Annotated in this window: 20 protein-coding genes and 1 tRNA gene; 7 read left to right on the top strand and 14 right to left on the bottom strand. The window is 61.2% G+C overall.

Annotated elements, in window-relative coordinates; translation table 11 throughout:
• The first annotated feature begins 119 nt into the window (after positions 1-119).
• Both VIM12_RS04305 and VIM12_RS04300 read left to right on the top strand, forming a co-directional pair.
• Entirely contained in the window at positions 120-2,183 is a 2,064-nt protein-coding gene (locus tag VIM12_RS04305) for a methyl-accepting chemotaxis protein (protein WP_331940382.1), read from the top strand.
• Positions 2,184-2,229: 46 nt separating this feature from the next.
• Positions 2,230-3,342: an ABC transporter substrate-binding protein gene (locus VIM12_RS04300; RefSeq protein WP_331940381.1), complete on the top strand. Its 1,113-nt coding sequence runs from the start codon at positions 2,230-2,232 to the stop codon at positions 3,340-3,342.
• Between the two features lie 16 nt (positions 3,343-3,358).
• Here the strand turns inward: VIM12_RS04300 and VIM12_RS04295 are convergent, their stop codons facing one another.
• Entirely contained in the window at positions 3,359-4,816 is a 1,458-nt protein-coding gene (locus VIM12_RS04295) for a Ppx/GppA phosphatase family protein (protein ID WP_331940380.1), read from the bottom strand.
• 161 nt (positions 4,817-4,977) lie between these two features.
• Between VIM12_RS04295 and VIM12_RS04290 the strand changes: the two genes are divergently transcribed.
• Positions 4,978-5,502: a polyhydroxyalkanoate granule-associated phasin gene (locus VIM12_RS04290; protein ID WP_331940379.1), complete on the top strand. Its 525-nt coding sequence runs from the start codon at positions 4,978-4,980 to the stop codon at positions 5,500-5,502.
• Between the two features lie 7 nt (positions 5,503-5,509).
• Here VIM12_RS04290 and VIM12_RS04285 read toward each other — a convergent pair whose 3' ends face one another.
• From VIM12_RS04285 to VIM12_RS04275, 3 genes are all read right to left on the bottom strand, one after another.
• Positions 5,510-6,493 carry a glycosyltransferase family A protein gene (locus VIM12_RS04285; protein WP_331940378.1) on the bottom strand — a complete coding sequence of 328 codons (984 nt, stop codon included), beginning with the start codon at positions 6,491-6,493 and terminating at the stop codon, positions 5,510-5,512.
• A gap of 64 nt (positions 6,494-6,557) precedes the next feature.
• The gene (locus tag VIM12_RS04280) at positions 6,558-7,487 is read right to left on the bottom strand and encodes a hypothetical protein (protein WP_331940377.1); all 930 of its coding nucleotides are present in this window, start codon (positions 7,485-7,487) and stop codon (positions 6,558-6,560) included.
• Positions 7,488-7,867: 380 nt separating this feature from the next.
• Positions 7,868-8,317 (bottom strand): hypothetical protein, encoded by a 450-nt coding sequence (locus tag VIM12_RS04275; RefSeq protein WP_331940376.1) that lies wholly within the window; start codon positions 8,315-8,317, stop codon positions 7,868-7,870.
• Between the two features lie 177 nt (positions 8,318-8,494).
• On the opposite strand from VIM12_RS04275, the gene VIM12_RS04270 reads away from it, so the two are divergent.
• Complete coding sequence (locus tag VIM12_RS04270) at positions 8,495-8,749, top strand: helix-turn-helix transcriptional regulator (protein WP_331940375.1); 255 nt, start codon at positions 8,495-8,497, stop codon at positions 8,747-8,749.
• Positions 8,750-8,995: 246 nt separating this feature from the next.
• A complete protein-coding gene (locus tag VIM12_RS04265) occupies positions 8,996-10,429 on the top strand; it encodes a hypothetical protein (RefSeq protein WP_331940374.1) in 1,434 nt (477 codons plus the stop codon).
• Between the two features lie 160 nt (positions 10,430-10,589).
• Here VIM12_RS04265 and VIM12_RS04260 read toward each other — a convergent pair whose 3' ends face one another.
• The 6 genes from VIM12_RS04260 to VIM12_RS04235 form a co-directional block, all read right to left on the bottom strand.
• Positions 10,590-11,537 (bottom strand): hypothetical protein, encoded by a 948-nt coding sequence (locus tag VIM12_RS04260; protein ID WP_331940373.1) that lies wholly within the window; start codon positions 11,535-11,537, stop codon positions 10,590-10,592.
• 121 nt (positions 11,538-11,658) lie between these two features.
• The gene (locus tag VIM12_RS04255; RefSeq protein WP_331940372.1) at positions 11,659-11,859 is read right to left on the bottom strand and encodes an AlpA family transcriptional regulator; all 201 of its coding nucleotides are present in this window, start codon (positions 11,857-11,859) and stop codon (positions 11,659-11,661) included.
• Positions 11,860-12,063: 204 nt separating this feature from the next.
• Positions 12,064-13,212, bottom strand: coding sequence for a TIR domain-containing protein (locus VIM12_RS04250; RefSeq protein ID WP_331940371.1), 1,149 nt, complete (start codon positions 13,210-13,212; stop codon positions 12,064-12,066).
• Positions 13,213-13,239: 27 nt separating this feature from the next.
• A complete protein-coding gene (locus VIM12_RS04245; RefSeq protein WP_331940370.1) occupies positions 13,240-14,109 on the bottom strand; it encodes a DUF6387 family protein in 870 nt (289 codons plus the stop codon).
• Positions 14,110-14,126: 17 nt separating this feature from the next.
• The gene (locus VIM12_RS04240) at positions 14,127-15,386 is read right to left on the bottom strand and encodes a tyrosine-type recombinase/integrase (RefSeq protein WP_331940369.1); all 1,260 of its coding nucleotides are present in this window, start codon (positions 15,384-15,386) and stop codon (positions 14,127-14,129) included.
• Between the two features lie 166 nt (positions 15,387-15,552).
• Positions 15,553-15,642 (bottom strand) — tRNA-Ser (locus VIM12_RS04235).
• 325 nt (positions 15,643-15,967) lie between these two features.
• On the opposite strand from VIM12_RS04235, the gene VIM12_RS04230 reads away from it, so the two are divergent.
• Positions 15,968-17,725, top strand: coding sequence for a GGDEF domain-containing protein (locus VIM12_RS04230; protein WP_331940368.1), 1,758 nt, complete (start codon positions 15,968-15,970; stop codon positions 17,723-17,725).
• An 87-nt stretch (positions 17,726-17,812) separates the two neighbouring features.
• Here VIM12_RS04230 and serS read toward each other — a convergent pair whose 3' ends face one another.
• The 4 genes from serS to VIM12_RS04210 all read right to left on the bottom strand — a co-directional run bounded on the left by serS (position 17,813) and on the right by VIM12_RS04210 (position 23,573).
• Positions 17,813-19,108 carry a serine--tRNA ligase gene (gene serS / locus VIM12_RS04225; RefSeq protein WP_331940367.1) on the bottom strand — a complete coding sequence of 432 codons (1,296 nt, stop codon included), beginning with the start codon at positions 19,106-19,108 and terminating at the stop codon, positions 17,813-17,815.
• An 82-nt stretch (positions 19,109-19,190) separates the two neighbouring features.
• Complete coding sequence (locus tag VIM12_RS04220; RefSeq protein ID WP_331940366.1) at positions 19,191-20,486, bottom strand: replication-associated recombination protein A; 1,296 nt, start codon at positions 20,484-20,486, stop codon at positions 19,191-19,193.
• Between the two features lie 91 nt (positions 20,487-20,577).
• On the bottom strand, positions 20,578-21,228 hold the full coding sequence (lolA, locus tag VIM12_RS04215) for an outer membrane lipoprotein chaperone LolA (RefSeq protein WP_331940365.1): 651 nt from the start codon (positions 21,226-21,228) through the stop codon (positions 20,578-20,580).
• 8 nt (positions 21,229-21,236) lie between these two features.
• Positions 21,237-23,573, bottom strand: a complete 2,337-nt coding sequence (locus VIM12_RS04210; RefSeq protein WP_331940364.1) for a DNA translocase FtsK — start codon at positions 23,571-23,573, stop codon at positions 21,237-21,239.
• Positions 23,574-23,808: 235 nt separating this feature from the next.
• Between VIM12_RS04210 and trxB the strand changes: the two genes are divergently transcribed.
• Positions 23,809-24,765 (top strand): thioredoxin-disulfide reductase, encoded by a 957-nt coding sequence (gene trxB / locus VIM12_RS04205; RefSeq protein WP_331940363.1) that lies wholly within the window; start codon positions 23,809-23,811, stop codon positions 24,763-24,765.
• Positions 24,766-24,785: the final 20 nt, after the last annotated feature.

The raw sequence follows: 24,785 nt of genomic DNA, 5'->3' as shown, positions 1-24,785 counted from the left end.
ATAAATGATATTACCATTTATTGTCATCGCGCAAGCCGGTCCTTCCCCCGCATCGTCATTGCCATGTCACAAAGCGCCTTCAGACTTCCGGGCAAAAAAACAACCCATTGGAACACTTGATGACATTCCTGCTTTCGCCTTCCGTACGCCTGATGGAGCGCCTGCGCCTGCTGCCCAAGTTCGGGCTCGTCGCGTTGCTCTTCACCGCCCCGCTCCTGCTCGTGGCCTCCCTGCTGTTCGCCGAGATGCAGCAGTCCATCGACAGGACGCATCGCGAGCGCGCGGGGTTGCGACTGGTCCTCTCGTCCATGAATGCGCTGTGGACGGTGCAGCAGCACCGTGCCGTCCACCACCTTGCCCTCGCCAACGCGCGGCCGGCCGATGAGCGCGCCGTCGCGCTGCGCAAGGAGATCAGCGTCGCGCTGGCGGCAATGGACGGCGACGCCCTCGATGCCTTCGACGTCCGCCAGGACCTGCACCGCATCGGTAGCGAGTGGCAGGCGCTGGAGGCCCGCATGGCGCAGGCACCGGCGAAAGAGAGCTACGCCCGGCATGACAGGCTCGCCGCGGCATTGATGAAGCTGCAGGAACAGGTGGCGGAACGTTCCGGCGTCACGCTGGACGCCGAAGCGGCAAGCAACCGGCTCGCGGTCGTCGCCATCAACAGCCTGCCGGCGGTGGCGGAGGCGACCATGCAGCTGGCCGGACGCGGCGCCGCCTACATCGATACCGGTCTGCAGGACGCGGGGGAAGACCTGCTGATGAGCTCGACCCTGATGCTCGCGCAGCGCGACCTTGCAGGGATAGGAAGCCGCCTCGACGCCGCTTTGCTTGCGTCGGACCTGTCTACCGGCCTGGCGCCCCACCGTGGCGCCCTCGCGCAGGGGGCCGCCTTTCTCGAACGCGCAAAGGGCGAGGTCATCAACGCCTACAACCAGACCACGGGCAAGGCGTTCCTGGCGGCGGGGCTGGAAAGCGCAGGCGGCCTGCACCGCGCCGCCCATGCCGCCGCCGGCGAGCTCGATCGCCTGCTGCTGCAACGGATCGCCGCGCAGGCCCGCCATCGCCTGCTGGTGGGCGCCCTGGTCGCCGTCGCGCTGGCTGCGGCCGCCTATCTCCTCGCAGGCTTCTACCTGTCGTTCCGCAAGAACGTGGCGCAACTCGAACAGGCCGTAGGCCGCGCGGCGGACGGCAACCTCGCGCAAGCTGTCGACGCCCGCTCCCGCGACGAGATCGGCCATCTCGCCGGCACCTTCGGCGCGATGACCCATGGCCTGGCGCGGCTGGTGCGGCAGGTGCGCGGCGGTAGCGAAGGTATCCGGCACGCGGCGGCGGAAATCGCCTCCGGCAATGCCGACCTGTCCGTGCGCACCACCTCGCAGGCAAGCGCCCTGGCCCAGACCGCCGGGGCAATGGAAGAGCTTACCGAGATCGTCGCCAGGAACAGTGCAAGGGCGGCCGAGGCGAACCGGCTGGTGCTCGACGCCGCCGCCCTCGCCGACAAGGGCGGGGTCGCGGTGGACCGCGCCGTGTCCAGCATGACGGCCGTCAGGAGCAGCGCCTACCGGGTCATCGACATCATCCGCGTCATCGACGAACATGCCTTCCAGACCAACCTGCTTGCCCTGAATGCCGCGGTCGAGGCAGCGCGCGCCGGGGAGCATGGCCGGGGCTTTGCCGTGGTGGCGGCGGAAGTGCGGGCCCTGGCGCAGCGCTCCGCCGGCGCGGCGAAGGAAGTCCGCCAGCTGATCGACAGCGCCGTCAGCGAGGTCGACCGCGGCAATACGCTGGTGAGCGGCGCCGGCGCCGCCATGGGCGAACTGGTGGCGGCGGTGCGCCAGGTGGCCCGCATCATGCATGACATCTCCCGCGCGGGCGAGGAACAGACCCGCGGCATCGCCCAGGTCAACCAAGTGCTCGGCCAGATGGAGGAAGTCACCCAGCGCAATGCGGCCCTGGTCGAGCAGGCGGCGGCCGCCTCCGCCGCGCTGCATGCCCAGGCTGAGGCGCTTGCGCGCGCCGTGGCGGTGTTCAAGCTGGAGACCGTTGAAAGCGAAGGCCGGGGCGCCGGGACGGAACACCTGCGCCAGGTCGCCAGCGTGACCCTGCTGCCGCAGCGGGAACCGGCGTCCCGGCCCGCCGGGCCGCCGCAGCGCATGCATGACCGGCAGTTGCGCGCGTAACCCCGGCGCCGGGAAACCCATCGATTCCGAACCTGACTTCAAGCCCATGCTTTCACATCTCAAACGCCTCACCTGCGCCGGCCTGCTCCTGCTGTCCGCCGCGGCCCCCGCCGCGGAACCGATCGTCGTCGGCCAAGCCATCGACCTCTCCGGCCCGGACGGCGGCCTCGGACGCGACTACGTCGCCGGCATCAAGACCTGCTTCGACATGGTGAACGCCGCAGGCGGCGTCAACGGCAGGCGGATCCGCTTCATCGCCCGCGACGACCGCGGCGAGCCCGCCGCCTCGGCAGCGGCGGCCGAGGAACTGCTCGAACGGGAGCAGGCCGACTTCCTGCTCGGCGGCATAGGCGACGCCGCGGTGCGCGCCGTCACCGCCAGCCAGGCGTTCCGGCGCAAGGGCCAGGTGCTCTTCGCCCCGCTCGCCTCCGGCGAGCAGTCGCACGGCGGGCGCGTGCTCTACTGGCGCCCCGGCTACAAGCAGGAGATCAGGCACATCTTTTCGCATTTCAGGAAGCTCGGCATCAGCGATGTCGGCGTCGTCTACCAGGACGGCGAGACCTACCTCGACGCCTGGCGCAGCGTGCAGGCCGAGGCCGCGGAACGGCAGGTCCGGCTTTCGCATACCGCGCGCCTTGCCGCTTCGGGCGAACGGGCTGCGCAGGAGGCGAAGCGCATGGCAGATGCGCGGCCGGGCTTTGTGCTGGTGATCGGCGACAGCATCGCGACCGCCCTCTTCCTCAAGGCCTACCGGCGCCATGACGGCCAGACCTTTGTCGCGGGCACCTCGCTGACCAATCTCGAAACGCTGCGGGAGCTTGCCGGGCGCCGCGCGGTGGAGTGGACGGTCTTTTCCCAGGTGGTGCCGAATCCCGGCGCGGGAAGCACGGTGCTGCAGATCGAGCACCTGGCCATGATGCGAAAGTACCGCGACGAAAGCGTATCGGCGCTGACGCTGGAGGGCTTTGCCGCTGCCCGCTCGCTGGTGAAGATGATGCAGGCGTCGACACGCAGCGGCCCGGCGATGCTGCGTGAATTCCTTGCCCGCGGCGCAAGCATCGATATCGGCGGAATGACCGCCGGCGCCAGTCCCGACGGAAGGCTGTCCGGCTACCTCGACATCGCCCTGCTGTCGAAGGGAAGCGGCCTGGTCTACTGAACCTTCGCGGTCTCGGTCAGGCGGTGACGCGGACCTGGAAGGAGAAGCCGGCCGCGTCCCACCATGCGCGCTCCTTGTCGATCAGGGCGCCCACCGTCGGATGCCGGTCCAGCCATCCGCGCCGGCACTCCAGTTCGATGCGCTGCTTCATCCGGACCCGAATCTCGCTGACATCCCCCTCGATGCGGGAGTGCATGAACATCGTGGCCAGGCGCAGTGCCAGTACGGCTTTCGCCCGGTCGGCGTCGTCCAGCATATCGGCCACCTTGCGCAGGTTGCCCTTCTGCGCGAGCACCAGCATGGCCGTCAGGCGCTGTTCCCGCGCGGTGAAACCGGGCAGGTCCGCGTTTTCGATCATGTAGGCGCCATGCTTGTGGAAGCCGGTGTGCGACACCGCGAGGCCGATTTCATGCAGCAGCGCCGCCCAGCGCAGGTAGCGTTCGTAATTATCCGTTTCGGGGCGAAGCTGCAGGTAGAGCGCCGCCGCCGCCTCGGCGACCCGGCTCGCCCTGCCCTCAGCGGCCCGGAAGCGGCGCATGCATTCCCGCACCGACTGCTCGCGCCGGTCGCGTTGCGTCGCCCGGAGCTGCAGGTCCCACAGGACGCCCATGCGCAGCCCGGCGTCGACCGGGTGCAGCACCGGAATGTCCAGCTCCTGCATCAAGCCGAGCAGGATGGCGAGTCCGCCTGCCACCGCGATGGCGCGGTCCGGCTTGATGCCTGCCAGGTTCACCCTGCCGATCTCGCCGAAATCCGCGAGGCGGCCCGCCAGCGCGTGCAGGCTGGCCTGCGACATGGTGCCGTCGCCGATGCCGTTGCGCGCGATCACCTCGGCCGTCGCCCGTATCGTCCCGGAAGACCCATACGCGTTGCGCCACGACCCGCCGACATACAGCGAAGCCGCGTCCTCAAAGGTGGAGCGCGCGGCGACGATGGCGGCCGCGAATGTCGCAGCGTCGAGGCGCCCGGCAGGGAAGAAGGCCTTGCTGTGCGGCGCCGTGCCGATGCTGAACGATTCGACCTGCCGGATCTCCGGCCCGTCGCCGAGAATGACTTCGGTGGACCCGCCGCCGATGTCGATCACCAGCCGCGGCCCCTCGTCCGCCGGCAGGACGCTGGATACGCCCATGTAGATCAGGCGCCCCTCTTCTTCCCCGGAAATGATCTCGATGGGATAGCCGATCGCCTGCTCGGCATGCGGCAGGAATTCCCCGGCGTTCTTCGCAACTCGCAAGGTATTCGTCGCAACCACCCTGACGGCATCCAGCGTGTATTCGGCCAGTATTGCCCGGAAACCCTGCAGGCTCTGCAAGGCGCTCTGCATCGCCGGCCCGCTCAGGTGGCCGGCGGCATCCAGCCCCGCGCCCAGGCGAATCTGGTCGCGCGCACTACGAACGATGCGTATCGATTCGCCATCGAAGGCGCCGACATGCAGGCGAAAACTGTTGGAACCGAGATCGACGGCGGCAAACATGCATGGTCCTCACTTGGGCATCCACCCGCCTTGCCATGCGGGCAAAGACGGTGACGATAGGTTTGCATTATGACTGCTTGATGACACACTTGGACGAATGTTCCGCGAACCGGCTGACCTGGCCGGGCTCCAACGGGTTCCACCGTCCCGAGGAACCCGAGATGAGACGCCGCACAGATGGATTTTCCGTATTCAACCCGTTCTCCGCCTGGACCGGGTTCAGCCTGCGTGTCGGTGAAATGCTGGTCGCCTCGGCAGCCGTAATCCAGCATCGCAGCGCCCGCATCGCCGCTGCCGGCCCGGCCCCGGGCGCCCGCGACCGACGCGAGTTCACGCGCATGGGACAGGAGAAGCTGGAGGCGGCCGCCGAATCGATGCAGGCAATGTGGCTGCGTGCAATCAGCGCCAACATGCAGCTTGCCGGTTGGATGACGCAGCAGATGCTGGCGTCGTCCACCCGCACGCTCGGCCTGGCGATGACGCCGGCATTGCTTTGGACGCCTGGCGCCGCCATCGCCCATGCGCTTCCCACGCAGCGCGCGTGGGTGAAACAGCTGTCCGGCATCGGCGCCGGCGTGGCGCAGCAGGGGCTGCGACCGGTGCATGCGCGCGCCACCGCGAACGCGAGGCGGCTCGTCTACCGCCCCGCCGGACTCGTCGCAAGGAAATCGAGGGGATCGCGCTGAGCGGCGTTCACGCGGCCAGCTGCCCTTCGACATCGTCCGGGGTGCCAACCGCAAGCACGGCGCCCGGATGGACGTCGTCCGCGCCTGCGCCCACGCTGGACGCCGGCGCGACCGCGTCGGCGGGCGGACGGCGACATGCGGGCAAGGCATCCCCTCCCCATCCGAGCCATCCGTCGAGGCGGCCCCGGGTCACCGCGTAACCCAGCGCCAGCTCCTCCCCGAAGCGCCCCCTCGACAAGGGCCGGATCACGGGCGCAAGGAGCCCGCGCAGAATGACCCAGGGCGGCAGCGCATGCTTGCGGTAGAGTGCGCCCGCCCCGCTCGCGCGCAGGCGTTCCGCCCGTCGCGAAGCAGTACCGGGCACCGGTTCCTTCAACGGATGGCTGACGATGGCGGCAGGCTCGAAATCGATGTGCGCACCGGCGCGCAACGCGCGCAGGACGAGGTCGGTCTCCTCCCCGGCGCCAAAGCGCTGGCCGACGCCGAGGCGCGGATCGAAACCACCGATGCGGTCGAACAGCCGGCGATGGAAGAACAGGGTAAACGACGGGCAAGGGACGTCGCGGAACGTGCGGGACCGCGCCCAGGTCAGGCGCGAGCGCGGCGTGGCGGCATCGATCAGCTCGTCCCAGCGGGCGGCGACGCCGCTCATCGCCTGCCGGCCGTCGAAATGGCTGGCGAGCCGCTCCAGCGTGTCAGGGCGATAGCAGCAGTCATCGTCGGGAAAGCCGACCCACTCTCCGGACGCCAGGTCCAGCCCGGCGTTCCGGGCCAGCGACAAATTGGCTGGCTGCAGCCTCAGGTGACGGATGACGATACTTGGGCCGCACCCGCTTGCCAGCACCGGCCGCAGGCGGTCGTCCGGATTCTGGTCGACAACGATCACCTCGAAATGGCGCCACGTCTGGGCGCGCAGCGATGCGAACAGGCTGGCGAGTTCGGTAGTGCGGCCGACGGTTGCCACGATCAGGGAAAGCAAGGGCCGATGCATGGAAAAGCCTCCTCTCGACGCGACGCCCGGCGCCGCTCTGCAAATCAGGAAAAGCGGCTGGGTCTCAGGATTCGACTTCCGGCGCGCGCCTGCGCGCGGCGGGCATGGGATGGAAGCGCAGCTGATACTCGGTCAGCACCGGCGGGGTTTCTGCCTTGCGTCCCTTCCTGTCCTGCCGCCACGCCTGGTACAGCGCGACCCAGGTCGGCGACAGTTTCTGTTCCAGCGTCGGCGGCCGCAGGTGCTCCGGCGTGAAATGCCCTTCCCGGAAGTGACCGCACAGTCGGCACAGCCTTTCTGCCGCCGCCAGCATGTCATCCGCGTCGTCAGGAAGATGGGCCACGCCCAGTCGATTGCCTTCGATCCTGTCGATGCCGCCGGCCACGGCACACGGATAGTAGCCGAGCGGCGTCAGCGCCATCCCGCACTCCGACATCACCGCGCAGCCGTTGCGGTAATCCGCGTGGCGATAGGCCGGATCGTCCGCCGGCGCCAGGTTGAACGGTCCGAAGGACGGCTGCAGGTTGCCGGTCTTGGCCGAGTTTTCGATGACGATGCCGGCCGGGATCTTCTTCAGCATCGTCTGCACGCCCTTGCCATTGCCGTTGGTGACGACCTGCACCACACACGCCGGATGCCAGCGCTTGTACTGCAGCAAGTCGTCCAGCACCCCAAGGAAATCCGGGTGGAGCGTCGGCTCGCCACCAAGCAGGCGGATTGTGGCCCAGCGCTTGCCGCGGCTAATCGACTCCGCAACGAAATCCTGGATCATCGCGCGCGACATGTGCATCTTGTCCGGCGCCTGCGTGATCGAGCGATTGCAGTTCAGGCAGCGCAGGTTGCAGGCATAGGTGAGATCGATCTCGATCCGGTCCCTGCTGCGAACATACTGCGGGCCGGCCAGGCGCGTCAGTGCGCGGTGCACCCGCGCGTGCCGGTAGCCGGCGCGCAGGCGGTACCAGGCCCACTGGGGCAACTGGCTGATGTGACGCAAAATGGAAAGCGGAGTACTACCGGTGTTCGCATTCGCCAAGATCGCCCCCCTTCTTGTGAAGAAACTGCGCAGGAAGCGTTATCTTTACTTTTTGTTAAATTTTTTCCCTGCGTTTCGTCAAGCAGGTCACAAATGCCGTCGACGAAAAGTTACTACCGTCATGTAAGGACCGGAGAAATGCAAAACGGGGGATTGCGGACTGCGGAAGCGGAACAAGGAGTGCAAAAACAAAAAAGCCCCTGACGGGGCCTTGATGTAAGGGAGGGAGTCCAATCGTGCCTTGAATACTGCGCCATTCCTAGATTGAGTATGAAACTATTGTATTTATACCCCAATAAATACCCCAAAAATTCTCGGTACGAGTTTTACCAACGTCAGAATTAGGGTGACTTACTGGACCGAAGTTCTTTAGCTTGGCCCAAACAGTCTGCCTGGACTTTGTTGTTGAATCCGATAGCGTTTGCTAAAGCACCTAGCTTTTCAACGGTCATCGTCCCCTCAGGGGTTTTTTGCTCAAACTCGACTTGTCCATTTCGGCTGACGAAGAACATTTTGCGTCCTACGTAGCCGCCGAACGAATTTTTGGCATTCACAAATCCGCATCCAGCCTGCGTTTCTTCGTTGTAAACCACATCCTGAAAGATCGCCGAGCCGGGATCCTTCAACGAAGCGCGCACTAGGTTTCTTACCTTCTCAACAGAAGCCTTTTTTCGCTCCTCAAGTTTGGCCTGTTCAATTTCCACTTGACGCTTATTCCAGTACGACGTTCCTACACCTACGCAAGCAAAAACAAGCGTTAAGCCTGAGACCCAAACTAGTTTCTTCTTCATTTTCGTATGATCCCGCCTCCGGCTGCCCGGACTCTCTTTACAACCGTCTTCTGTTCTTCAAATTCGCCGCTCCCAAGAAATCGGCAAATCCCCACCCCCCGAGAACATGCAGGGAAGAAAGCAGTATATCCCGAAGTGGGTTCTGGAATATCCCAACTTAGGTTTGAAAATGCCCGGATGCCAAATCCCATTCACGACGTCAGATACCAAGTATTTCGCGAAATGCTGGCTGAAATCCGGGTGCGCAAAGGAATGCTTCAGTCCGACGTTGCCGAGAAGTTGGGCAAGAATCAGTCGTTTGTGTCCAAGTACGAGCGCGGCGAGAGACGGCTTGATTTCCCCGAGTTCCTAGACGTTGCAGACGTTTTGGGCATCGAAGTGACTGAATTTGTGGACGCCTACAGGGGCAAGCTAGCAAGAAGAAAACAATAAGAGAGCGTTCTCGCCCTCATCAAAGCGTTGCCGAAGAAAGTGATAACGTAGTTCCGAAATTCTTATTCTCACGAAAACTACGCTGCAACGAAAAAGACATCGAGACAGAAGTTTCCACGCTCGATTTTTCTTGTATCCAGAGGAAGCAAAGCCACCCCCCATAAATATGGGATATCTTGCCTCTGATACGCGTGCCACTATGCGCCATAGAAAAGCATCACGACAAAAAGAGCGCAGGAGTGCCACTTGGCGAAAGTAAAAAACCCAATCCTTTTCTCAACCCACTTCGGGCTGAAACCAGGGACTCTAGAAGCAGCAGGGCTTGTAGATCCGTTCCTGAACGTCGATACCCAACTTTTCATCGACCCCGCTTTGCTGGAAAAATCGTCGAATGATTTGATACGTGGAGAGGGATTGGCAGCCTTTCGAAAGCATTTCGATGATTTCCTGCGCCTACTCACCATCTCGGAACGCGAAGGTGACGCCGCGTGGCGTGCTGCAGAACGGCTATTAGATCTTAGTGAACCTCCAGACAACGGACTTGGATACGGAGGAAGTAGGCGCTCGGGCAGTTCGCGACCAGACGAAATAAGAGATTCGATTATGCGAACGTCGAAAGAAATCGTGACCCTCGGGAGTAAAGACCCTGAGATGTTATCTCTTATGGGGTTCTTCGAAGAGAACGTTGGACCCGATACCATCAGTGACTTTACGACCAGAGCCATTGCGACCCAGCTGGCCAAGATAACGGAGAAGTTTTGTCACGAACATGGGGTACCAACAAGTGACAATCAAGGAGAAAACGAGTTTAGTCTTCCGTACTTCAAGTTAGAGGACGGGAAAGAGAAGTACGTTGTCCTAGTACCCAGTGATATCGTCCGTGAATTACCAATAGCAAATGACCCATCAGAGATTTACGCTGCTGTTTCATACAACCAGAAGATCCGGGATAGAGTAAATGCATTTCTCGGAGACGGTGCAAGACACTCGGCTGCAGACCGAAAAGCAGCCATGCGGAAGACCGCATTGGAATCTGCTGAGTTGTTCGACTTATTCCTGAAGACCGTCAAGAATTTTGCAAAAGCATACGACCCGAATGACGACCTCCTTGGATATCACAAGCTAAAGGAAGTACTAACCTCGGACATCTCGGCCTTCAAGGTGTCCAAAAAATTCGACTTGGCAGCAGGACCCGAAAAAATAGCCGAGCTAGTGCACGAAACAATTGCGACTTTCAAGCATCATGTTGAAAAGGGCAACTTGTGGGAAGCTCTATGGGCAGACGGCAAGCCAAAGAAAGAAAGGGCGTCGCAACTGATTTATTTTGCGATTGCCGACTGTTTTTGCAAAGCGAACAACGTTGATATCTCGCCCGAAGCGAATATGGGTGGTGGGCCTATCGACTTTAAGTTCAGCGTCGGTTACGAGGCACGTGTGCTCGTTGAGATGAAGCGTTCGAACGGATCGGTACGCCACGGGTACGAGAAGCAGCTTGAATTTTACAAAGAGGCAGCAAAAACCTTCCATGGCATATTTGTAGTCATCGACTACGGTGACCTTGGTAGCAAGCTCGCTACTATTCAACAAATTCGAGCCGAACGGCTTGCTGCGGGTGAGAAGGCCTCAGATATCGTAGTGATTGACGCGACTCCCAAAGCGTCGGCGAGCAAGCGGTCGTAAGCGGTTCGCAAAGCGCACCGCCTTCCCAGCTTTCAGAAATCCGTTGACACACTTCACCCTTTACCAAGCGCCGCCGAGTCACTGAACCCGTGCCATCTCATATTTTGCAATCAATTGCAAAAAAATCGGCAGGAATTGCAGAATTTTGCACTTGCGACCCTTAATAGAAACATTCGAACGGTTGAAATGCGCGATCGAGTGCCGAGGACAACTCCATTCGCAATGCCTCAGGATTCCACCAAAGCGGGGGATCGCCGACATAAAGCGCTTTCCGCATTCGCGCCCTTTCTCGCTTGTCGATAATCTTAGACAGTGCAGCTTGAGCACCGTTGAGCTTGCAGTCTGCTAAAAAGTAAGCCCAGTAGTGATCGTCGCGAATGATTTGCGCAGTAGTGTACGTAGTCACTGAATAGGCCTCAAAGGGGTTCTCTTGGATGTACGGTAGCCGCCCCCAAGAGCCGAGGTTCCTCAGGCGAATCTCGAAGCGAGCCCACCTTGGCTGCACGCGCGGAAACTGGCTACGCTGCGGCTCCGTTGACATCCGGTTTCCCTCGAAATTGCGGAATTCCCGCTCCAAGTTCTTATCGTAGATGACTAGGTAGCGATCACTCTCCGGATCGCCGATTTCCTGGGAATTTAGGTATCCCGTTTTTCCGTACTTTGCGCGTGGAGCGAAATATCTCCCCGACACCGGCTTACGTAAAATTGTAGAGACAAGAATAGAGTCAATTGGGATTCGGTACAGGTTGAATGCCAGATCGATTCGTGTCACGTTTGCCTCAGATAAAAGGCCCGGGCTGTAGGAAGGCACGCAGATTTCCAACATTCTCCGTATCCCCGCAGCTGGATTTGCGCACACGCGGCTTGCACTGCTCGGATTCCACTCCATTCTCATGTATCGGCTATTTCGAAAAGCACCGTTCGGTTCGATTTGGATTAGACACGAATAGGTACTTTGATCGTCGAACGGCAACATGAACCCATAACGGTAACCTTTGAGGATCTTGCTATAGCGATTCGTCACTTGTTCGATTTCTCCCAACTCAGATAACGCAAGCAATTGCAGCCGGACTTGATCTCGGTCTGCATCCGGTATGTCGAGTGTCACGCTGAATCGGTCAATGAATAACCTACCTCGCATAATGTGTACTATTCTTCTGTCCCTATGCCCTACTAATAGACCGGACGGGAATTTGGTGAATAAGAATTGAAATTGATTGCACGTGCAGTCATTTGAGGGTCGAACGAACCGCTGAGATGCGAGCCGCAATCCACTCGTCAATTTCTGTTGACACCCATCCGACCGCGCGTGCACCTAGCGATACGTGCGCAGGAAAAGTACCGGCTTTGATTGCGTTATAGATGCTCGACCGGCTCAGGCCGGTCCGTGCCTTCACTTCGGGAAGACGAAGAATTGATTTATGAACCATTGTGCGCCTCGATATGGGTTATTGAACATGGCGCAATCATGGAACAGAAGTGATGGTGTTCCCAGTAAAGGGAACTTCGGAAAGTTTTCCGGAAAGGTATTACAGGAAAACGTTCCGAAAACTACTAGTGGCAAATGATGGCCGCAATTGCGAACCAGACACCAAGTCGGAGTTGGTTCTGCGCCCGTCTCGAAGCTCCAATGATCAAATAGGAAAATCTAGGAATCGGGCCAGATCCTCGTCCAAGAGATGACGAATCGGTTCTAACGGGATTTCCACGCGTTGAGGGCCGTCTGCAAAAGACGCAACTGTGTATGGCGCAAAGTAAATCGAAAGAGAGCCTTCTGCGAACGAGAATAACTGAAGCGACTCCCAAGAGTTTGTGCCCTCCTCGATCCATTCGATGCTAGAAATGTCTTCTTCGCCAGCTCCTTCACCCAGGAGATTTTTTTTGAGTGATTCACGAACCGTACGCTGAATTACAGGAAATGCAGCTTCCGGATCCACAAATAGGGCTTTTACATCGTCAATGCGACAGAGAGGATTAAGGAAGAAGTTGAACGTTTTGAACCCATAGTTCTCGTGCGCTGCACCAGCACCATAAAAGTCAAGCACGAATACCAGCGACAGTAAGCGCCCAATTACTTTGTACTCGAGGATAGTGGCAGCGAAGGTGTTTGTCCTCCTATACATCGGCTCTGACCAGCGGAACATTGTCGTGTCCTGCGCCAGCTTCTGCCGTCGATGCTCCTGTCGAACCGCTAGAAAGTCGCTCTCAACAATTGTTGTAATTTCATGCAGGCCTGGATAAACGGTCGATTGGAACTGAGGTAGCCAGTATTCCACGTCATATCCGGGCAGACCTTCCCACTGCTCGCGCTCGTGGCGCTTCGACATACTGATATCTTGCTGCTGCTCAGCGCGGGTAACCGTGCGGCCAAGCTGCGCCAGTTGCGCATCAATTGCCTCAACGAGTTTGTCTTCATATCCGACGTCCTCTGCAGAGATATATTGAATGTCACTGAGTGGTGGCTCCAGTTTGACCCCGTTATCAAGCAAAATCGGGATTGCGTATATATCGCCCGGGAGCTTCTCCTCGAGATGACTGATTGCCAGCTTCATTTCCCTTTGAACGTAGCCTCGACGTTCAAGGGATGTATTGGAAATAAGAAATAGAACAATATCCGATTGGCGCAGCGCGCGCTTGATCTCAAAGTCCCATCGCTGGCCCGGAAGAAGCTCCTGTTTATCAAACCAAACGTTCAGCCCCCTGGCACGCAGCCGGTCGTATAACGTCTTTGCCCGGGAAAAATCTGGACTGCCATAGCTAAGAAAGATCTGGTGTTCACTCATGTTACTTGCTTACCATCGGTTGGGTTACTAAGGCTTGTGGTTGTCCGTTTCAAGACGCTGGGTGGCATGAAGGGTGGCGAGCGCCTTCAATACATCGCCTTCGAGGACTTGGTAAGCAAGTTTCTCTGTCGTTTTGCGCACCGTTTCTTCGCCGCCCATATGCTCAAGCTCGAAAATAGCATCTGCCATTACCCGGTTGGGAATTGATACGTTCTCCTGCAATTCCCAAATTTTCAAGTCGAAGAATGGGAGGATGCCAATGCGCGCCCACTGGCTGAAGTCGGGAGTTCGATAGCGGCTTCCCTCTTCGCTTTCGCGATCTCTTGTTGCCTTCGCGCGACGTACGAACGCAGCGAAGTTTTCAATAAGAAGTCGCTCGGGAACGTCCAGCTGAACGCTGATAAGCATTTCGTCTAGAGATTCTCTTTGAACTTCTACAAGCGGCCTTTCAACCAGCGTCTCCCCTTGTATCGGCAGCCCTTGGATAACAACGTCCAATGCTCGAGCTCGTTCGTCTGACCGGATGTAAAACATCTGCTTGGCGATATCCGCAATCGAAGTACTACGCACACCAAAATCTGGAGTCGGAATAATCTCTCCAAATAGTGGTCGGCCGTCGCGGAAGCTATCTTTATCGATGATTGGGCAGCGCCTGATCGAATCTAATAGCGCTCTAGATTCCGTCGCACGCAGCTGTGCCTGCTGCGCGACAGGATTGCCGGGGAATTTTTCGTAGAAGTTGCTGGGCACTTCCCAAGTGACGAAGCTCCAGAGATGAGCACGGGCGCTAAGTTGCCAGTACCAGTCAAGGCAAGTCAAATTTTTTGTATTCCGGTACTTTGCTAAATCGAACCAGCTAGGCAACTCGGTTCTCTGTCGTATTATTCTTTTCTCCAAGCCACCCTCTGCTTTCCTTACGCTGCACGCCCGAATCTGCCCGCAATCACACGACCCGTTGCAGCGCCATCGAGATAGTCCGCATACTGCTGCATCATTACTTTGCGCTCTTCGATAAATTCTGCGCGGTCGTATGCCTCTCCGTACGCATCCCCCGACATATGGGCTAGTTGGCGGTTCACAACGTCATGGCGATAGCCCAAACGTTCCTTGATCACACCCATTGCCAAGGCGCGGAACCCATGCCCCGTGTGTCTGCCCGCGTAACCCATTCGCTTAAGTGCAGCAAGTATTGCTCCGTTTGAAACGGGTTTTGCAGGATCCCGTTGGTTTGGAAACAAGTACTTATTGCGTCCGGTGATGGCATGGAGCTCGCGCAATAATTCCCAACCTTGACTTGGCAAGTTGACATGATGATCGACTTTGCGCGGGTTCAGCTTTCGCTTACCCATCTTCATTCTTTGCCAAGGAATTACCCATTGTTCGCGTTCAAGATCGATCTCGGCCCAGGGCGTTTCAATCAGTTCGCTCGTCCTCACAAAAACGAGCATCATCAACCGCATCATGATGCGCGTGGGCGTGAACATCCTGACCTCGTTCTTCTCGAGGATGCGAAGAAACGCGGGTAGCTCATCAGGAGTAATGGCCGCGTGGTGGCCCTTAACCCTTGGCTTCAACGCCACCCGGACGCTGGGAACGGGATTGTACTTAGCCAGTCCCGAGGCAACCGCGTAATCGAATACTCGGCTACACACTTGCGACAGCCGACGCGTCATTTCAAGCGCCCCGCGCTCCTCGACGCGTTTCAGAACATCCAGCACTGTTGGGCCGTCAAGGTCGGAGATTGGGCGCTTGCCAATGAGCGGAAACACATCCCTTTCTAGTCGATTGAGGGTATCCCGAGCTGTATTTTCTTTCCATGTATCGCATTTTTCAGCGTGCCACTTCCGAGCAATTGCCTCGAATGTGTTAGTTGCCGCAATCGCTTGCTGCCGTTTCGCAATGCGTTTTGCCTGGGCCGGGTCTACACCGGCGACTTTTTGACTTCTCGCTTTGGAGCGCTCGGCGCGAGCTTCTGCAAGCGAAACGGTGGGATAGACCCCAAACGACAAGAGCCGCTCCTGTCCGCCGTAAGTGATTTTCATCCGCCAATACTTCCCACCGTCCGGATTAACAAGGAGGTACAAACCTTCTCCATCTGAGAGTTTGTACGCTTTTTCCCTGGGCTTTGCACTTTTCACCTTCACGTCGGTGAGAGGAACTACCTTTTTAGGCATTTTTGGGGGTATGTGATTTTCGGGATACGTTTTATATCCCCAAAAGTATCCCCAAGATAACAGGATGTCAATGGACGCTAGTAGCGCTAGAAAAACAAAAAACCCGCGCAACCTATTGGTTTAACGCGGGTTCTTGGACTACTTTAGACTTCTTGGTACTTGTTCTTGGCGGAAAGGGAGGGATTCGAACCCTCGATACGCATAAACGTATACTGGATTTCGAGTCCAGCGCATTCGACCACTCTGCCACCTTTCCGTACCGGGTCGATCTTGCGGGGTGGGTGCCGCCGCAAAGCGCACGAGTATAACAGACAATGGCAGCGGAAGGAATAGTAACGAGGAGCAATCCATAGTCCCTTGGTCTACGTTTCTTTTCATCATCATCCTGTCACAAATCGCGGATAGCATCGCGCCCAGATTCACTTCCAAGAACAAGAAAGGCTGCCGTGAGCCCGCACCTATCTTTCCCGGAGCCGGCCGTCGCACGGCCGCATGCAGGATCGGCCCTCAGGGCCGGCATCATCTCCGCGTCGCTGGAGGAGCGCATGCCGACGCGGCCCCAACCGGACACCGGAGATGCCATGCTGTTGCACCGCCTGAAGGACATCCTTGCGCAGCGGCAGTTGTCCGCACTCTTCCAGCCGATCATCAACATGCAGGGCGGCGAAGTCATCGGCTACGAGGGCCTGATCCGGGGACCGTCCGACAGCCCGCTGCATTCGCCGATGAACCTGTTCAAGGTGGCGCGGGCGAACGATCTCAGCGTCGAGGTGGAACACATGTGCCGCCGCGTGGTGCTGGAGCGCTTTGCCGAACTCGACCTGCCGGGCAAGCTGTTCCTCAATGTCAGCCCGGACATGCTGCTGCAGCCGCACGCCCGCCACGGCGAGACGCTCGGATACATCCATGAGCTGGGCATCAATCCCGCGCGTGTCATCATCGAGCTGACCGAGAACCAGCCGGCCTACGACTACGACCTGCTGCGCGAGGCGGTCATGCACTACCGCGGCATGGGCTTCCAGATCGCCATCGACGACCTCGGCGAGGGATTCTCCAGCTTGCGCCTGTGGTCCGAGCTGCGACCGGAATACGTGAAGATCGACATGCATTTCGTGCAGGGCATCAACCAGGACCCGGTCAAGCTGCAGTTCGTCCGTTCGATCCAGGAGATTGCACAGGAGTCCGGAACGCTGGCCATCGCCGAGGGCATCGAGACGCAGACCGAGTTGCTGCTGATACGCGACCTCGGCATCGCCTGCGGCCAGGGCTACTACATCGCGCGACCGCTGCCGTTGCCGCCTGAGCAGCTGCCGCCGGAATTGAGCCGGTCGCTGGCGCGGGGCGGCGTCGCGCTGTTTCCCCAACGCGGCGCGCTGGAGCACAACATGGTCACGGCACGCAAGCTCTTGCGCAACGTGACGAGCGTGTCGCCGTCGATGACGAACAACGAGGTCTGCGACCTGTTCATGAACGACCCGGCGCTGGCGATCGTGCCGGTGGTCGACAACGGCGTGCCCATCGGGCTGATTGCGCGGCCCGACCTGACCGATCGCTTCGCCCGCCTCTACTCGCGCGACGTGTACGGCAAGAAGCCCTGCACCACCTTCATGGATCCCAGGCCGGTGATCACGGACAAGGACACGAGCCTGCAGGAACTGAGCGAAATCATGGTGGCGGCCGACCGCCACCATCTCTCCAACGGCTTCATCATCACCGACGGCGGGCGGTATCTCGGCATGGGCACCGGGCATGACCTGATGCGGGAGATCACGCAGATGCAGATCACGGCGGCACGCTACGCCAATCCGCTCACGCTCCTGCCGGGCAACGTGCCGATCAACGAGCACATCGAGCGCCTGCTGCAGAATCAGGCCGGTTTCGCCGCCTGCTACGTCGACCTCGACCATTTCAAGCCATTCAACGATGCCTACGGCTACCGCAAGGGCGATGACGTGATCCAGCTGACCGGCCGCATCCTCGCGGCGCACGCCGACCCGGCGCGCGACTTCATCGGCCACATCGGCGGCGACGATTTCCTGGTGCTGTTCCAGAGCGAAGACTGGGAACGGCGATGCAGGATGGTAGTGGATGCTTTCGCCGGCGCCATCCCCCATCACTACCAGGACGAGCACCGGCTGCGCGGCGGCTTCGCCAGCGAGGACCGGCGCGGGCGCACCGTATTCCATCCGCTGATCAGCCTGTCGCTGGGCGCGGTGCGGGTGGAGCCCGGCCGATTCATATCGCACCACCAGATTGCGTCGGCGGCGGCGGAAGCGAAGCGGCAGGCGAAAAAAATCCCCGGCAACAGCTTGTTCGTCGAACGGCGCCAGGGAGTGTGAGGGCAGGTAAGGCTCGGTAAGGTGCGGTGAAGCCAGGTGAAGCCCAGTGCGGGTGCGAGGGTTTGAACAACCCTCGCCAGGTTGGAATCAGCCGGCGCGGCTGAGACGCTGCAGGCCGCCCATGTAGGGCTGCAGCACCTCCGGGATGTCGACGCTGCCGTCGGCCTGCTGGTAATTCTCCAGGATGGCGACCAGCGTGCGGCCGACCGCGAGGCCGGAACCGTTCAGCGTATGCAGCAGTTCCGGTTTGCCTTGCGCGTTGCGGAACCGTGCCTGCATGCGCCGCGCCTGGAAGGCTTCGCAATTGGACACCGAGGAGATTTCCCGGTAGGTGTTCTGGGCCGGCAGCCAGACTTCCAGGTCGTAGGTCTTGGCAGCGCCGAATCCCATGTCGCCGGTGCACAGCGTGATCACCCGGTACGGCAGTCCCAGCTTCCTGAGGATGTTCTCGGCATGGCCGACCATCTCCTCCAGCGCCTCGTAGGATGTGTCCGGGTGCACCACCTGCACCATCTCGACCTTGTCGAACTGGTGCTGGCGGATCATGCCGCGGGTGTCGCGGCCGTAGCTGCCGGCTTCCGAACGGAAGCACGGCGTATGGGCGGTCAGGCGGATCGGCAGCTCGTCAGCCGCCACGATTTCATCGCGCACCATGTTCGTCAGCGGCACTTCCGATGTCGGGATCAAATAGAGCGCCTCGCCCTCGCCTTCCTGGCCGCCTTTCTTGGCGGCGAACAGGTCGGCCTCGAATTTGGGCAGCTGTCCGGTGCCGCGGAGTGAATCGGCATTGACGATATAGGGGGTGTAGCACTCGGTGTAGCCATGTTCCTGCGTATGGGTGTCGAGCATGAACTGCGCGAGCGCACGGTGCAGGCGCGCCATCCCGCTCTTCATCACCGCAAAGCGGGAACCGGTCAGCTTGGCGGCGACATCGAAGTCCAGCCCGAGCGCCGCGCCGATGTCCGCATGGTCCTTCACCTCGAAGTCGAACGCGCGCGGCGTGCCGACCTTGCGTACCTCGACATTTGCGCTCTCGTCCTGTCCGGCCGGCACCGACGCATGCGGCAGGTTGGGCACGGCGAGCAGGAATTCGCTCATCCTGGCCTGGACCGCCTCGAGACGTTCCGCCGATGCCTTCAGCTCATCGCCAATGCCGCCGACTTCCGCCATTGCCGCGGAGGCATCCTCCCCTTTTCCCTTGAGCATGCCGATCTGCTTGGACAGGGTATTGCGCCGGCCCTGCAGTTCCTCGGTGCGGGTCTGGATTTGCTTGCGCTCCGCCTCCATTGCGTTGAACGCCGCGACGTCCAGCTGGAACTTGCGCGCCGCGAGGCGGGCGGCGACGTTGTCGATGTCTTTACGGAGAAGTTGGATGTCGATCATGGGAGTGCGGACGGATGGGATGCAAAAACGTCATTGTACCAAGCGGCACGGGCTTTCCTGCAGCGCCGGCATTGCGCCCCGCCTATTTCTTCTCGTTCTTGCGGGCTTCGCGGTCGAGCGAGCGCAACCACGCCAGCTTCTCGCCGATCTTGCCTTCCAGGCCGCGCGGCGTCGGCTGGTACCAGCCCGGCTCGCGCATGCCTTCCGGCAGGTAGGTCTCGCCCGCGGCATACGCGTCGGGTTCGTCGTGCGCGTACCGGTAGAGCTTGCCGTAACCCAGCTCCTTCATCAGCTTGGTCGGGGCGTTACGCAGATGCTCGGGGACAGGCCGCGACTTGTCCTTGGCGACGAAGGCGCGCGCCGCGTTGTAGGCGTTGTAGACGGCATTCGACTTGGCTGCGCAGGCGAGATACACGACCGCCTCGGCCAGCGCCAGCTCGCCTTCGGGCGAACCCAGCCTTTCGTATACCTCCGCGGCGTCCAGCGCCAGGCGCAAGGCCCGCGGGTCGGCCAGGCCGATGTCTTCCGCCGCCATCCTGACGATGCGCCGCGAGAGGTAGCGCGGGTCCGCGCCGCCATCGAGCATGCGCACGAACCAGTACAGCGCGCCGTCCGGGCTGGACCCGCGCACCGACTTGTGCAGCGCCGAGATCTGGTCGTAGAAGGCATCCCCGCCCTTGTCGAAGCGGCGCAGGTTTTCCGCCAGGGCCGTCGCGAGCAGACTGTCGTCCACGACGTCGCTGCCGCCGGCATGGGCGGCACGCGCAACGATCTCCAGGTTATTGAGCAGCTTGCGGCCGTCGCCGTCGGCGCTGGCCACCAGCGTCGCCCTGGCTTCCGGCGTGAAGTCCAGTCCGTCCAGCTCCTGAATGCAGGCGCGGTCGACCAGTTCGCCGAGGTCCTCGTCCGACAAGGACTTCAGCACGTACACCGCGGCCCGCGACAGCAGCGCGCCGTTAACCTCGAACGACGGATTCTCGGTGGTGGCCCCGATGAAGGTGAACAGCCCGCTTTCGACGTGCGGCAGGAAAGCGTCCTGCTGGCTCTTGTTGAAGCGGTGCACTTCATCGACGAACAGGATGGTGCGGCGGCCGGAATTGGCCTGCACCACCTGTGCCCGTTCGACTGCCTCACGTATGTCCTTGACGCCGGACAGCACGGCGGACAGGGCAATGAATTCGGCGTTGAAGCTGTCGGCCATCAGGCGCGCCAGCGTGGTCTTGCCGACGCCCGGCGGCCCCCACAGGATCATTGAATGCGGTTCGCCGGACTCGAATGCGACACGCAGGGGCTTGCCCGCGCCGAGCAGGTGCTGCTGGCCGATCACGTCGTCCAGCGATTGGGGGCGCAGCCTTTCGGCGAGGGGAATGTTTGCCATGGTGTGGACGGCTGGTCGGTTGTTTTTCTTCTCGTTCCGTTTCGCGTTGCGGGTGGCGCACAGTCCGCCCGCGCCGGCAGCGCCGCCCCGCCTACTGCTGGAAGACGTCGGCGCCTTTCGGCACGGTGAACTTGAACTGGTTTGCGCCGATCTGCGGGTTCTTCTCGAATTTGCTGAAGCTGAGCTGCGACACCTGGCCGAAGGTATCGCGCAATTCCATCGCCTGCGGCAGGCCATCGCGCAAGCCGATGCTGATGCGCTCGAACGTCGTATCCTTTGCCTTCGGCGTGGCTTCCAGCCATTCGAGCCCGTCGCGGGTGCCGGCTTCCTTCAGCGTGAAGTTCTTTTCCAGGTCGTTGCTGCCGAACAGGATCGCGGCGGGCGAGGAACCGAGTGCGTCCCCGAGCGACTTGACCGTCACCTGGTTGAGGTCCTTGTCGTAGATGTACAGCTTCTCGCCGTCGGCCTGCAGGAGTTGTTCATAGGGTTTCTGGTAGGTCCAGATGAACTTGCCGGGCCGGGCGAAGACGAAGCTGCCACTCGCTGCATTCGACGCCTTCTGCGCGCCGTCGACGTTCTTCAGCTGGCGCTGGGTGAACTCGCCCCGTGCCGCCTTGGTGGTGCCGACGAAGGATCTGAACTGCTCCAGGGCCGCCGCATCGGCAGCGCCGGAGAAGGCGATGAAGGATGCCGCCAGCAGGGCCGGCAGCAGGATGCGAAGGTGATTCTTGGCGCGGATCAAATGTCTTCCTATTCGGTCGTGTTCCCGGCAGGGACGAGAATGTCACGGTTGCCGTTGGATTGCATGGACGAAACCAGCCCGCTCTGTTCCATCTGTTCCAGCAGCCGGGCTGCCCGATTGTAGCCGATACGCAGATGCCGCTGCACCAGCGAGATCGAGGCGCGGCGGTTCTTCAGCACGACTGCGACCGCCTGGTCGTACATCGGGTCGGCCTCGCCGCTGCCGCCGCCTTCCGCACCGGCGGCCGCGTCGCCGCCTTCCTCGCTGGTACCGCCTTCTAGGATTCCTTCAATGTAATTCGGTTCCCCCTGGGCCTTGAGGTGCTGCACGACGCGATGCACCTCGTCGTCGGACACGAACGCGCCGTGTACGCGGACCGGCAGGCCGGTACCCGGCGGCATGTAGAGCATGTCGCCCATGCCGAGCAGGGTCTCGGCGCCCATCTGGTCGAGGATCGTGCGGGAGTCGATCTTGCTGCTGACCTGGAACGCGATGCGGGTCGGGATATTGGCCTTGATCAGGCCGGTGATCACATCGACCGACGGACGCTGCGTCGCCAGGATCAGGTGGATGCCGGCCGCGCGGGCCTTCTGCGCAATACGGGCGATCAGCTCTTCGATCTTCTTCCCGACGACCATCATCAGGTCGGCAAGCTCGTCGATGATGATGACGATGGTGGGCAGCTTTTCCAGCGGCTCCGGCGCATCGGGCGTCAGGCTGAACGGATTCGGGATCTTCTCTTCCTTCTTCTCGGCTTCGGCGATCTTGGTGTTGTAGCCGGCCAGGTTGCGCACGCCAAGCTTGGACATCAGCTTGTAGCGGCGCTCCATCTCGGCCACCGCCCAGTTGAGCGCATGGCCGGCCTGGCGCATGTCGGTCACGACCGGCGCGAGCAGGTGCGGAATGCCTTCATAGACCGACATCTCCAGCATCTTGGGGTCGATCAGGATCATCCGCACCATGTTCGGGTCGGATTTGTACAGCAGCGACAGGATGGTCGCGTTGATACCCACCGATTTGCCGGAACCGGTCGTACCTGCCACCAGCAGGTGCGGCATCTTTGCTAGGTCGGCGACCACCGGATTGCCGGCAATATCCTTGCCGAGCGCGACGGTCAGGCTGGAATGGCTGTCGTTGTAGACCTTGGACCCGAGGATCTCGGTCAGGCGCACGATCTGGCGCTTCGGGTTCGGCAGTTCCAGTCCCATGTAGTTCTTGCCCGGGATGGTCTCCACCACGCGGATCGATGTGAGCGACAGCGAGCGGGCAAGGTCGCGCGCGAGGTTGACGATCTGGCTGCCCTTGACGCCGGTTGCCGGTTCGATCTCGTAGCGGGTAATCACCGGGCCGGGATAGGCGGCGACCACCTTGGCCTCGACGCCGAAGTCGGACAGCTTCTTCTCGATCAGGCGGCTGGTGAACTCCAGCGTCTCCACGCTGACCGTCTCCTGCGCCGGTGGCGGTTCGTCCAGCAGCGAGAGCGGAGGCAGGTTGGTGTCCGGCAGGTCGGCGAACAGCGAAACCTGCTTTTCCTTCTCCACCCGTTCCGACTTGGGCACCGCCACCACCTGCGGTTCGATCCGGATCGGCGGCGCCTCGACGATTTTCGCGCGCTCCTGCACCACGGTTTCCTCGCGCTTGACCGCGGCCACCTGGCCCAGCTTGCGGTCCTCGCGCGCCGCATACAGCTTGCGCAGCCCCTGCGCGGCTTCCTCGACTGCGCCGCCCACCCGCTCGGCGACGGCTAGCCAGGACACCTGGAAGAAGAGGCTGAAGCCGACGCCGAACAGCAGCAGCAGGAACAGCGTCGCGCCGGTGAACCCGAAGGCGCTGTAGGCCGCGCCGCCGATCAGTTCGCCCAGCACCCCGCCGGGCGCGCGCGGCAGTTCCGCCTTCAGGCTGTGCATCCGCAGGTACTCGATGGCGACGCTGCCGGCCAGCATCAGCACGAAGCCGGCGGCGCGTATCCATGCCTCCTGGTGATGTTCCGGTTCCGGCTCCTGCTGGAACACGAAACGATGCGAGAGGCGACGATAACCCTTCCACACCGAGCGCAGCAGATAGACGCAGCACCACCATGCGGACAGGCCGAAGATGAACAGCAGCAGGTCCGCCAGCCAGGCGCCGAGGCGCCCGCCCCAGTTGTGCAGTTGCGGGACGACGTTCGCCTGCGACCAGCCCGGGTCGGACTTGGCATATGTCAAAAAGATAAGAATCAGGTAGACGGTCACCACCGTCAGGCCAAACCACCGCGCCTCGGACAGCAGGCGCACCAGCCGGTTCGGCAGGGGCGCCGCCGGCGCAGGCTTGGCATTGCGGGTGTAAGCTTGGGTTGTTCGGGTCATAACTGTCGAGAGAGTCGGCGGACTGCCGGGGAGAAGCCCGATGGAGTCGGGGCCGGCCTTCCTCCCCGCGCGAGCGTGTTCGTCTATAATCTTACCCAGTTTTTTGAGTGCAATACCGATGCGCCATTGAAATTTTGTCTTTTGGCGACATATGCACTTCCAGGCGCCGACGCGTTCGATTGCGCGTGTCCGGTCCCGCACGACCAACTCCTTCACATCCACATCCCCTATCGCTATGGCTACCACCAAACACGCTCACGTACTGATCATCGGCTCCGGCCCGGCCGGGTATAGCGCTGCCGTCTACGCGGCTCGCGCCAACCTGAAACCCGTCCTGATCACCGGTGTCGAACAGGGCGGCCAGCTGATGACGACGACCGATGTGGAGAACTGGCCGGGCGATCCGCTGGGCGTGCAGGGGCCCGAGCTGATGCAGCGCCTCCTGCAGCACGCGGAAAGATTCAATACCGAGATCGTGTTCGACTACATCCACACTGCGAAGCTGAACGAGAAGCCGATCCGGCTGATCGGCGACTCGGGCGAGTACACCTGCGACGCGCTGATCGTCGCGACCGGCGCCTCCGCCCAGTACCTCGGCCTGCCCTCCGAAGAAAGCTTCATGGGTCGCGGCGTCTCCGCCTGCGCGACCTGCGACGGCTTCTTCTACAAGGGCCAGGAAGTCGCGGTGGTGGGCGGCGGCAATACCGCCGTGGAGGAAGCGTTGTACCTGTCGAACATCGCCAGCAAGGTGACGGTCATCCACCGTCGCAACAAGTTCCGGGCAGAGCCGATTCTGATCGACCGCCTGATGGCCAAGGTCGAGGAAGGCAAGATCGAGATCAAGTGGGACCATACGCTCGACGAGGTGCTCGGCGACGACAGCGGCGTCACCGGCATCAGCATCAAGTCGGCGAAGGACGGCAGCACCAGCAAGCTGGCGCTGCAGGGCGTGTTCATCGCGATCGGCCACAAGCCGAACACCGGCATCTTTGAGGGCCAGCTCGACATGCACAACGGCTACATCAAGACGAAGAGCGGGCTCGAAGGCATGGCGACCGCGACCAGCGTTCCCGGCGTCTTTGCCGCCGGCGACGTGCAGGACCATGTCTACCGCCAGGCGATCACCAGCGCCGGCACGGGCTGCATGGCCGCCCTGGACGCGCAACGCTACCTGGAAAGCCTGGAGGGCTGACCAGTAACACCGCCTGCGGC

The sequence above is a fragment of the Noviherbaspirillum sp. genome (assembly GCF_036563305.1).
Lineage (GTDB): Bacteria > Pseudomonadota > Gammaproteobacteria > Burkholderiales > Burkholderiaceae_D > Noviherbaspirillum.
The sequence above is the reverse complement of the archived record's forward strand: the minus strand, read 5'-3'. Positions and strand labels throughout refer to the sequence as shown.

Excerpts from the sequence above, each read along its gene's own strand:
- VIM12_RS04305 (WP_331940382.1), top strand. The coding sequence starts at position 120 with ATGACATTCCTGCTTTCGCCTTCCGTACGCCTGATGGAGCGCCTGCGC.
- VIM12_RS04300 (WP_331940381.1), top strand. The coding sequence starts at position 2,230 with ATGCTTTCACATCTCAAACGCCTCACCTGCGCCGGCCTGCTCCTGCTG.
- VIM12_RS04295 (WP_331940380.1), bottom strand. The coding sequence starts at position 4,816 with ATGTTTGCCGCCGTCGATCTCGGTTCCAACAGTTTTCGCCTGCATGTC.
- VIM12_RS04290 (WP_331940379.1), top strand. The coding sequence starts at position 4,978 with ATGAGACGCCGCACAGATGGATTTTCCGTATTCAACCCGTTCTCCGCC.
- VIM12_RS04285 (WP_331940378.1), bottom strand. The coding sequence starts at position 6,493 with ATGCATCGGCCCTTGCTTTCCCTGATCGTGGCAACCGTCGGCCGCACT.
- VIM12_RS04275 (WP_331940376.1), bottom strand. The coding sequence starts at position 8,317 with ATGAAGAAGAAACTAGTTTGGGTCTCAGGCTTAACGCTTGTTTTTGCT.
- VIM12_RS04270 (WP_331940375.1), top strand. The coding sequence starts at position 8,495 with ATGCCAAATCCCATTCACGACGTCAGATACCAAGTATTTCGCGAAATG.
- VIM12_RS04255 (WP_331940372.1), bottom strand. The coding sequence starts at position 11,859 with ATGGTTCATAAATCAATTCTTCGTCTTCCCGAAGTGAAGGCACGGACC.
- VIM12_RS04250 (WP_331940371.1), bottom strand. The coding sequence starts at position 13,212 with ATGAGTGAACACCAGATCTTTCTTAGCTATGGCAGTCCAGATTTTTCC.
- VIM12_RS04240 (WP_331940369.1), bottom strand. The coding sequence starts at position 15,386 with ATGCCTAAAAAGGTAGTTCCTCTCACCGACGTGAAGGTGAAAAGTGCA.
- VIM12_RS04230 (WP_331940368.1), top strand. The coding sequence starts at position 15,968 with ATGCTGTTGCACCGCCTGAAGGACATCCTTGCGCAGCGGCAGTTGTCC.
- serS (WP_331940367.1), bottom strand. The coding sequence starts at position 19,108 with ATGATCGACATCCAACTTCTCCGTAAAGACATCGACAACGTCGCCGCC.
- VIM12_RS04220 (WP_331940366.1), bottom strand. The coding sequence starts at position 20,486 with ATGGCAAACATTCCCCTCGCCGAAAGGCTGCGCCCCCAATCGCTGGAC.
- VIM12_RS04210 (WP_331940364.1), bottom strand. The coding sequence starts at position 23,573 with ATGACCCGAACAACCCAAGCTTACACCCGCAATGCCAAGCCTGCGCCG.
- trxB (WP_331940363.1), top strand. The coding sequence starts at position 23,809 with ATGGCTACCACCAAACACGCTCACGTACTGATCATCGGCTCCGGCCCG.